The sequence below is a fragment of the Treponema sp. R6D11 genome, from assembly GCF_054786075.1.
In genome coordinates this window covers 1-6910 of the sequence record NZ_BDHD01000095.1, presented here as the reverse complement: position 1 = coordinate 6910, position 6910 = coordinate 1, and the positions used below count along the sequence as shown (strand labels likewise).

The following is a 6910-nucleotide window of genomic DNA, read 5'->3' as shown; positions in this document are numbered from 1 at the left end:
TATTATTTTAATAATTTCATCGCTAAAAACTCTGCTTCCGTCTGGAGCGGTTTCTCTGCCTCGCTGTATCAAGTCCGGTCTGAGTCGCATGGTTTTTTCAACCCGCTTCTCCAACCGCCAAAGACGTATCTGTTCATGGTGACCGGATAACAACACTTCAGGGACTTTCATTGTATCAAAAATCTCGGGGCGTGTAAACTGGGGGTACTCCAAAAGTCCATCGGAAAAGCTTTCTTCTTCCAACGATTCCGCACAGATTACGCTATCCACAAGGCGGTAGGTTGCATCGATTACTGCCAACGCTGCCACTTCGCCCGAAGAAAGAACATAGTCCCCTACGGAAAGCTCATCGTCCACATAGCGGTCGATTATACGCTGATCTATCCCCTCGTAACGTCCGCAAATGAGGAGCAATTCCTTTTCGGCGGCTAATTCACGGGCAATTTCCTGATTAAATGGTCTGCCTGAGGGTGAAAGATAGATAATTCTTGGATTTTCAGCGGTATTTTCGGCAGGAAGCACGCTTTTTATAGCCAAATCCAGCGGTTCAGGCAGCATTAGCATACCTGGACCGCCGCCGTAGGGCGCGTCATCGCAAGTTTTATGCTTGTCGGCGGCAAAATCGCGGATATTTACCGCCTGATACTCGATAATTCCCCGTTTTATCGCCTTTGCCATGATAGAATTGGCAAAAAAAGCGTCTGTAATTTCGGGGAATAGCGTTAATACTGTATATTTCATTATAATCAAACCTATTTATTCTAGCCTGTTTGGGGGGTGTTTTGCAAGTTTTTTAGCTCTGTTGACTGTCTTTTGTGTTGTCTGATTGGGAAAGCACATCTTTTGCTTCTTCAAGTTGTTGTTTGATAAACTTGATTATTCTGCCTTCCAATTCAAGCATAAATTCATCTGTATTTATGGTATTGGAAATATGCGTTTTTATAGCCGTTTCAGGCTCAAATAGCTGATATGCGTCTATATGTAAAACCTTAGCTAGTTTTAGGATTGTTTTGTCGCTAACCCACATTCTGCAACCTTCAATATCGTTGATTGTCTGCGATGAAAGATTGGCAGCTTCTGCAAGTTTTTCCTGAGTCAAGCCGAGAATTTTCCGTTGTTTTTTTATATTGAGTGAGAGCGTCCTCTTTAAATCATTCGGCTCATCGAATTCTTTCCTCATTTATTAAATTTAGGGTATTAACAAGTATTTTCAACTTGTTTATTACAATGTTTTGTACTTGTTATTGACAAGTACAAAAATTTATGTTATTTTGAAAAAACACTGGAATGTCCCGTATGGGCGAGTGGGAATTTTAAGGGGAAACAACCCCAAAAACATTATGGAGGAGAATATGAAAAAAGGAATTATGGCGGTTATGGCGATAATTTTTATCTTTGGATTCAATGGGTGTGTCAGTTATAACCATACTCAAGCAGTCAGGAATGAAACTGGGTTTACTATTAAGGAAGTTTACATCAGAGATACAGGCTCTAACGACTGGGGTAACGTCAGAAACGTAGAAGCTCGTACAGACTCAGAAGGAAAAGTAATACGTTATTCAGATGGGTCAGTTGCATATTGGGATAGAACCGATATGAATCATGCTACGCAAATTGTTTTTTTCTACGGTGGTAATTCTGAAACACCTAGAACAACTGGAAACAAAGATATAGCTATGAAAGATAGTAATGGTCTGCTTTACATGAAAAATAATGTCCCCATCACTTTTAAAACTACTAAATATAAACATTGGTTTGATTTCCAAGGTGAAACATTAACCGCATCAGCTCCTATTACTTTTACCGCTAAAGACAGGCTTCCAATGCTCTTTGTGGAAAATAAAACAGGATATCCGGTAACTTTAATTGCTCCTGTAAAAAATTCTATTAGTAATAATGGAAGAACTCAATTTCAGCCTATGGAGATGAATCGAAGCATTGATGTTATTTACAGCATTGGTCAAGTCCAATATACCGAGCAGGTAACTATGAAAAACGAAGACGCTTCGGTTACTTTAACCAAAAGACCGCCATATGTTACTATTCAAAATAATACTGGTAGTACTGTTAATATTGTTTTTATTCGTACTCCAAATACAGCATGGGCAGGTCCAAATGTTCTTAATCTCCAGTTAAACGCTGATGGTACGTTAGCTCAGGCTCAAGCTGGAGTGCAAACAAATGAACTTCGTGGAAGTATCACAAACAGAGAATCTTTTAGATTTTGGACTGGTAATGTTCAACTTTCAGGTAATGTTTTTGATATAAGGATTGATGATGTTCAAAACAATGCTTACCAAAAAATGAATGTTCAAATTGACCGCGATATGACTTTAACTTTTACTCAAGCTGATAAACGTTAAGAACATTTCATTGGAAAACGCATGTTTCGCAGCTCGTAGGTGAAAAGCAGTAAGGGAACCTCTAAAAACAACCAGTTTTTCGAGGTTCTCATCTTTCATTATACCTCACACGCTCACGGAATTAAATCAATAAATAGGAAATGTTCACAGTACTGTGTAGTTCGTGGTATAATGGACACTCATACTGTACATTGTAACTTTATAGTGATATAATAATAAGATAAACATTGGGAGTTGATTATGCAAAAAGCAAAAATTAAAACCATAGAAAAGTATCTTACCTCATTGCCGGATTCCGCATCGGAACAGGTGGTTGCTTTTGTCAGTTACCTAAACTTTATGAAAAATGTAGACAGCGAGTATCCATATCCTGACGAACACGCAACGATTAAACAATACCGTCAAAAAAAAGACAAGTTGTTTTTTTGGGATACTGTACAAGGTAAAATTTGATGTCTTACTGTCTACAAATTCAAGACAGAGCAATAAAGTCTATAAAGAAAATATCAGAACCGCATAAAACGCTCATCAAAAGAAAAATAGAAATGTTAAAAGATTTTACAAAAGATATGCCAAATATTAAAGCCCTGCAAGGTAACTATAAAGGGTTATATAGACTGCGTATCGGAGACTATCGGGTTCTCTTTGATGTTGCAGATAAGTCCACAATAATTATTCTTGATATTTTTGCCAGAAAAGAAGGATACTGACAACTCCCATCTTTCATTCCAGAACCCAAAGATTTTTTAGTACTACCCTACCCTCTTGGGGGCAAATATAAGAAAAAAACTCTTTTCTAAAAGGGACTAGCCGCTTTTCGCCGTTGGAAAGTTTAACTTCCGCCAGCTCTCCGCCACCGCCTTCGATTATGTCGGTAATACTGCCAATCGCTTCGCCGTTTTCGGCTGTTATCGACAACCCTTTTAAGTCCTCGATGTAAAACTCGCCGTCGCTTAAAGGTGCGGCTTGATCTCGCCCGGCAATTAACTGCGAGCCTGTCAAAGTTTTCGCTTTTTCGGGTGTGTCTATTCCGGCAAAACGGATAAGCACATGGGGCGAGGCGGGAGTGATTTCTTCAATTTGAAGGGTCTGCTCCCTGCCGTCCTTGCTTACGAGTATCGACTTTAAATTTAGAAGATGATCGGTTTCCCCTGAACAGGGTTTTACTTTTACAAAACCCTTAACGCCAAAAGGGGTTCCCACCAGTCCAATAATGAACTTTTCGGTCAAAAGGTTCAGTCCAATATTTCCAGTACTGTATGTTTACCGGTTCTTGCACTTGCCGCCTGCAATACAGTCCTTATCGCTTTCGCAATCCGTCCGTGTTTGCCGATTACTTTGCCAATGTCGTTTTCCGCTACCCGCAGTTCCAAAATTGTGGATTTTTCGCCTTCTACAATGTTTACCTGCACTTGCGAAGGATCGTCCACAAGGGACTTCGCAAGATATTCAATTAAATCTTTTTCCATTGTATTGCCTATTTTACGGAAACGTTCTTTTTATTGAAAAGTCTGCGTACTGTGTCGGAAACAATCGCTCCTTTTGCAAGCCAAGCTTTGGCTTTTTCTACGTCAAAAACAATTTGTTTTTCTTCCGCTTCGATGGGGTGATAGTAGCCTATCTCCTCGATGGTTTTTCCGTCCCTCGGCGCTTGTTTGTCCATAACGACAATGCGGAAATAGGGTCTCTTCTTTGTTCCAAATCTTTTGAGCCTTATAGTGGCGCTCATAAAAAGTCCTCCATGGTCTGACAATTTGAGTTGACACGGCAGCTCAGACATACTGCCAATGTAAGTGTAGTGTAGTGATTTTACGGGGGTTTGTCTAGGGGTTAAGATTGAGCTTATATCAAAAAATTAACCGAGTTAAATACAATTATCATAGAATTGTCAACTTAACTAAATTATGATAAAATCAGAAAAAAGGAAGTTTATATGGGAAAAGAGAAGAAATCCACAGGCGTTGGCATACAGTTAACAATGGGATTGTTTTTTATTTCGGCGCTTATGGTGGCGCTGGTTTCGATAGTTGTAAATATTCATGTGAATCATTATGTAAGAATGATTACTGAATCGACTCAAAATCATTTAAAGGCGGCGGCTCAAGCGGCTGCGTTATTTGTCAGCGTTGAGGAATTGGATCGTTATCATATTGTAGATGACGCAAAAAATCAAAGTTACCGCGATTTAAAAATGCGGCTTATCCAATTTGCTCAAGAATATAATGTTAAATATGTTTCCTATCTGCGACAATATGATAAAGACAACTTTCAGTACATTGTTGACAATGACTTTGACCCCAAAACTGTAGTAGGTCTGGGGACTATTTTACCGATAGAAGACATTGCAAGAGTCGCCCTTGCGGGAGATGTAACGGCGACAGACCTTGGCAGTTATAATGAAAGTTGGAACGGTCTTCTTGCAGGTTTTGCTCCGGTGTATGATAAGAACGGTAATTTCTACTGTGTCGCGGACGTGGATATAAGCGACAAAGTTATTTTAGATCAGCGCAGGTATTCAACGACCATGACAATACTCCAGATACTTGCCCTTTCTGTTTCTGTGGTTTTTGGTATTTTAAATTCGTTGTTGTACCGCAAGAAAGCAATTGAAATAGAAGAAGCCCATATCAAATTACAATACTTCAACAATAATATGCGTCAGGCTTTTTCTACATATCTGTCGGAAGACGTGGTAGAAGAAATAATATCTGATCCCGCACGGCTTCAGCTTGGCGGAGTAAATCGGCACATGACCGCTTTATTTTCCGATATTAAAAATTTTACCGGCATAGCGGAAATGCTTACACCTAATCATTTGGTTGATCTTCTTAATTATTACCTTTCTACCATGAGCGATATTATTCTGGAGCAAAAAGGCACGATTGACAAATATCAGGGAGATTCAATTGTTTCTTTCTTTGGCGCGCCATTGGAACTTGAAGATCACGCCCTACGAGCATGTACAGCCGGAATAATAATGAAGAGGATAGAGAACGATGTAAACAAATATGTTTTGGAAAAAGGAATAAGTCCATCTCCGTTGTTGACCCGCATAGGCGTTAACACGGGCGAGATGGTAGTAGGAAATATGGGAACGCAAAAAAAGATGAACTATACTATCATCAGCAACGCGGTAAATCTTGCTTCCCGCCTTGAAGGAGTTAACAAAACATACGGAACATGGATTCTTGCCACGGATTCAACGATACAGGAAACAAAAGGCAAACTGTTAACAAGACGGCTTGATCGTATTAGAGTTGTTGGAATAAATGAAGTTGTACGCATACATGAAATATTGGAATTAAAAGCGGAAGCTTCTGACGCATTATTTGAACAAGTATATCTTTTTCACAAAGCAATGGATCTTTTTGAAGATCGCAACTGGAAGGATGCGGAAGTCGCATTCAATCAGGTGCTAAAAACATATCCCAACGACGGACCTTCGATACATTTTATTGAACGCTGCCACCAATACATGGAATATCCTCCTGCCGACGACTGGGACGGAAGTTTTAAAATTTCAGAAAAATAATCTGACCATCTGACCACTTATAAGTGGTCAGATAAAGGCGTATAGCCTGTTATAATAAACAAAAGGAGCATAGTATGGAAAAAATAGCGAGTTTTCAGGTTGATCATCTTCGGTTAAAACCGGGGGTTTATGTTTCACGGCAGGACAAGTTTAATGAGGGGATTCTTACCACTTTTGACCTTAGGTTTAAGGAGCCGAACAAGGAGCCGGTTATGGATCAGCCGGCGCTGCATACGATTGAACACCTGTGCGCGACATTTTTGCGTAACCACAAGGTATGGGGACCGAAAACAATATACTTCGGCCCTATGGGCTGCCGTACCGGTTTTTATGTTATTCTGGAAGGTAGTTATAATTCCACCGAAATTCTGCCCCTTTTGATCGAAATGTTCACATGGATAGAAAAATTTGAAGGACACATCCCAGGAGCCGATCCAGCCGAATGTGGCAACTGGCAAGAACAAAACCTCAACATGGCAAAATGGGAAAGTAAAAGATACCTTAATATGCTGAAAAACCCGTCGAAGGAAAACTTTGGCTTAGTTATCCTATGACAGAAGCCATTAAACATTGCACAAATAACCCTGCTGATTGTTTCAAAGACGCATTTCTTGATATATCCGATAATATTAACTATAAAAATATCATTGATAAAATAAGTAATTATAAAGATATTAAAAAATATGATAAGAACACTTGGCACTATTTAACAATGATAAACATTCAACGAACATTTTGTTTAGTTAATGATACCTATGATACGGTTTCTGATTATCAATTCATAAAACATTGGTTTGATCAAAATGCGATAATTGTAAAACAAATACAGGAAAAACAATACGAAAAATTTATCTTACCTAAAAATCAGATTGTCGCATTGTCCCCTTTTCCTCTTTTTTTTTTTTTTAACGTCCCGGCACCCACCCAAATCTACACTACTCCGCCCGCCGGCGGCGTCAATTGTGTATAAGAGCCATTTTGAAATGTAGGGCTGCCCAAGCTAACCAACCTTTGC

11 protein-coding genes are annotated in these 6910 nt (G+C 39.3%); 6 read left to right on the top strand and 5 right to left on the bottom strand.

Annotated elements, in window-relative coordinates:
- On the bottom strand, positions 1–741 hold a 741-nt coding region (trmD, locus tag ACYVTD_RS08620; RefSeq protein WP_461247369.1), incomplete at its 3' end, for a tRNA (guanosine(37)-N1)-methyltransferase TrmD.
- Positions 742–793: 52 nt separating this feature from the next.
- Entirely contained in the window at positions 794–1180 is a 387-nt protein-coding gene (locus tag ACYVTD_RS08615; protein WP_461247368.1) for a helix-turn-helix transcriptional regulator, read from the bottom strand.
- Between the two features lie 172 nt (positions 1181–1352).
- Here ACYVTD_RS08615 and ACYVTD_RS08610 point away from each other — a divergent pair, with 172 nt between their 5' ends.
- From ACYVTD_RS08610 to ACYVTD_RS08600, 3 genes are all read left to right on the top strand, one after another.
- A complete protein-coding gene (locus ACYVTD_RS08610) occupies positions 1353–2363 on the top strand; it encodes a hypothetical protein (RefSeq protein ID WP_461247367.1) in 1011 nt (336 codons plus the stop codon).
- Positions 2364–2603: 240 nt separating this feature from the next.
- Complete coding sequence (locus tag ACYVTD_RS08605; RefSeq protein ID WP_461247366.1) at positions 2604–2816, top strand: hypothetical protein; 213 nt, start codon at positions 2604–2606, stop codon at positions 2814–2816.
- A complete protein-coding gene (locus tag ACYVTD_RS08600; protein WP_461247370.1) occupies positions 2816–3073 on the top strand; it encodes a type II toxin-antitoxin system RelE family toxin in 258 nt (85 codons plus the stop codon). The genes ACYVTD_RS08605 and ACYVTD_RS08600 overlap by 1 nt, the downstream gene beginning before the upstream one ends.
- A 13-nt stretch (positions 3074–3086) precedes the next feature.
- On the opposite strand, the gene rimM is transcribed toward ACYVTD_RS08600, so the two are convergent.
- Genes rimM through rpsP form a run of 3 tightly spaced genes read right to left on the bottom strand, consistent with a single transcriptional unit; the run spans position 3087 to position 4092 of the window.
- Positions 3087–3593 (bottom strand): ribosome maturation factor RimM, encoded by a 507-nt coding sequence (gene rimM / locus ACYVTD_RS08595; protein WP_461247365.1) that lies wholly within the window; start codon positions 3591–3593, stop codon positions 3087–3089.
- Between the two features lie 5 nt (positions 3594–3598).
- Complete coding sequence (locus ACYVTD_RS08590) at positions 3599–3832, bottom strand: KH domain-containing protein (protein ID WP_461247364.1); 234 nt, start codon at positions 3830–3832, stop codon at positions 3599–3601.
- An 8-nt stretch (positions 3833–3840) separates the two neighbouring features.
- Positions 3841–4092 (bottom strand): 30S ribosomal protein S16, encoded by a 252-nt coding sequence (rpsP, locus tag ACYVTD_RS08585; protein ID WP_461247363.1) that lies wholly within the window; start codon positions 4090–4092, stop codon positions 3841–3843.
- A 204-nt stretch (positions 4093–4296) separates the two neighbouring features.
- Here rpsP and ACYVTD_RS08580 point away from each other — a divergent pair, with 204 nt between their 5' ends.
- From ACYVTD_RS08580 to ACYVTD_RS08570, 3 genes are all read left to right on the top strand, one after another.
- Positions 4297–5895 (top strand): adenylate/guanylate cyclase domain-containing protein, encoded by a 1599-nt coding sequence (locus ACYVTD_RS08580; protein ID WP_461247362.1) that lies wholly within the window; start codon positions 4297–4299, stop codon positions 5893–5895.
- Between the two features lie 74 nt (positions 5896–5969).
- The gene (locus ACYVTD_RS08575; protein ID WP_461247361.1) at positions 5970–6449 is read left to right on the top strand and encodes an S-ribosylhomocysteine lyase; all 480 of its coding nucleotides are present in this window, start codon (positions 5970–5972) and stop codon (positions 6447–6449) included.
- Complete coding sequence (locus tag ACYVTD_RS08570; RefSeq protein WP_461247360.1) at positions 6446–6865, top strand: hypothetical protein; 420 nt, start codon at positions 6446–6448, stop codon at positions 6863–6865. The genes ACYVTD_RS08575 and ACYVTD_RS08570 overlap by 4 nt, the downstream gene beginning before the upstream one ends.
- Positions 6866–6910 lie beyond the last annotated feature (45 nt).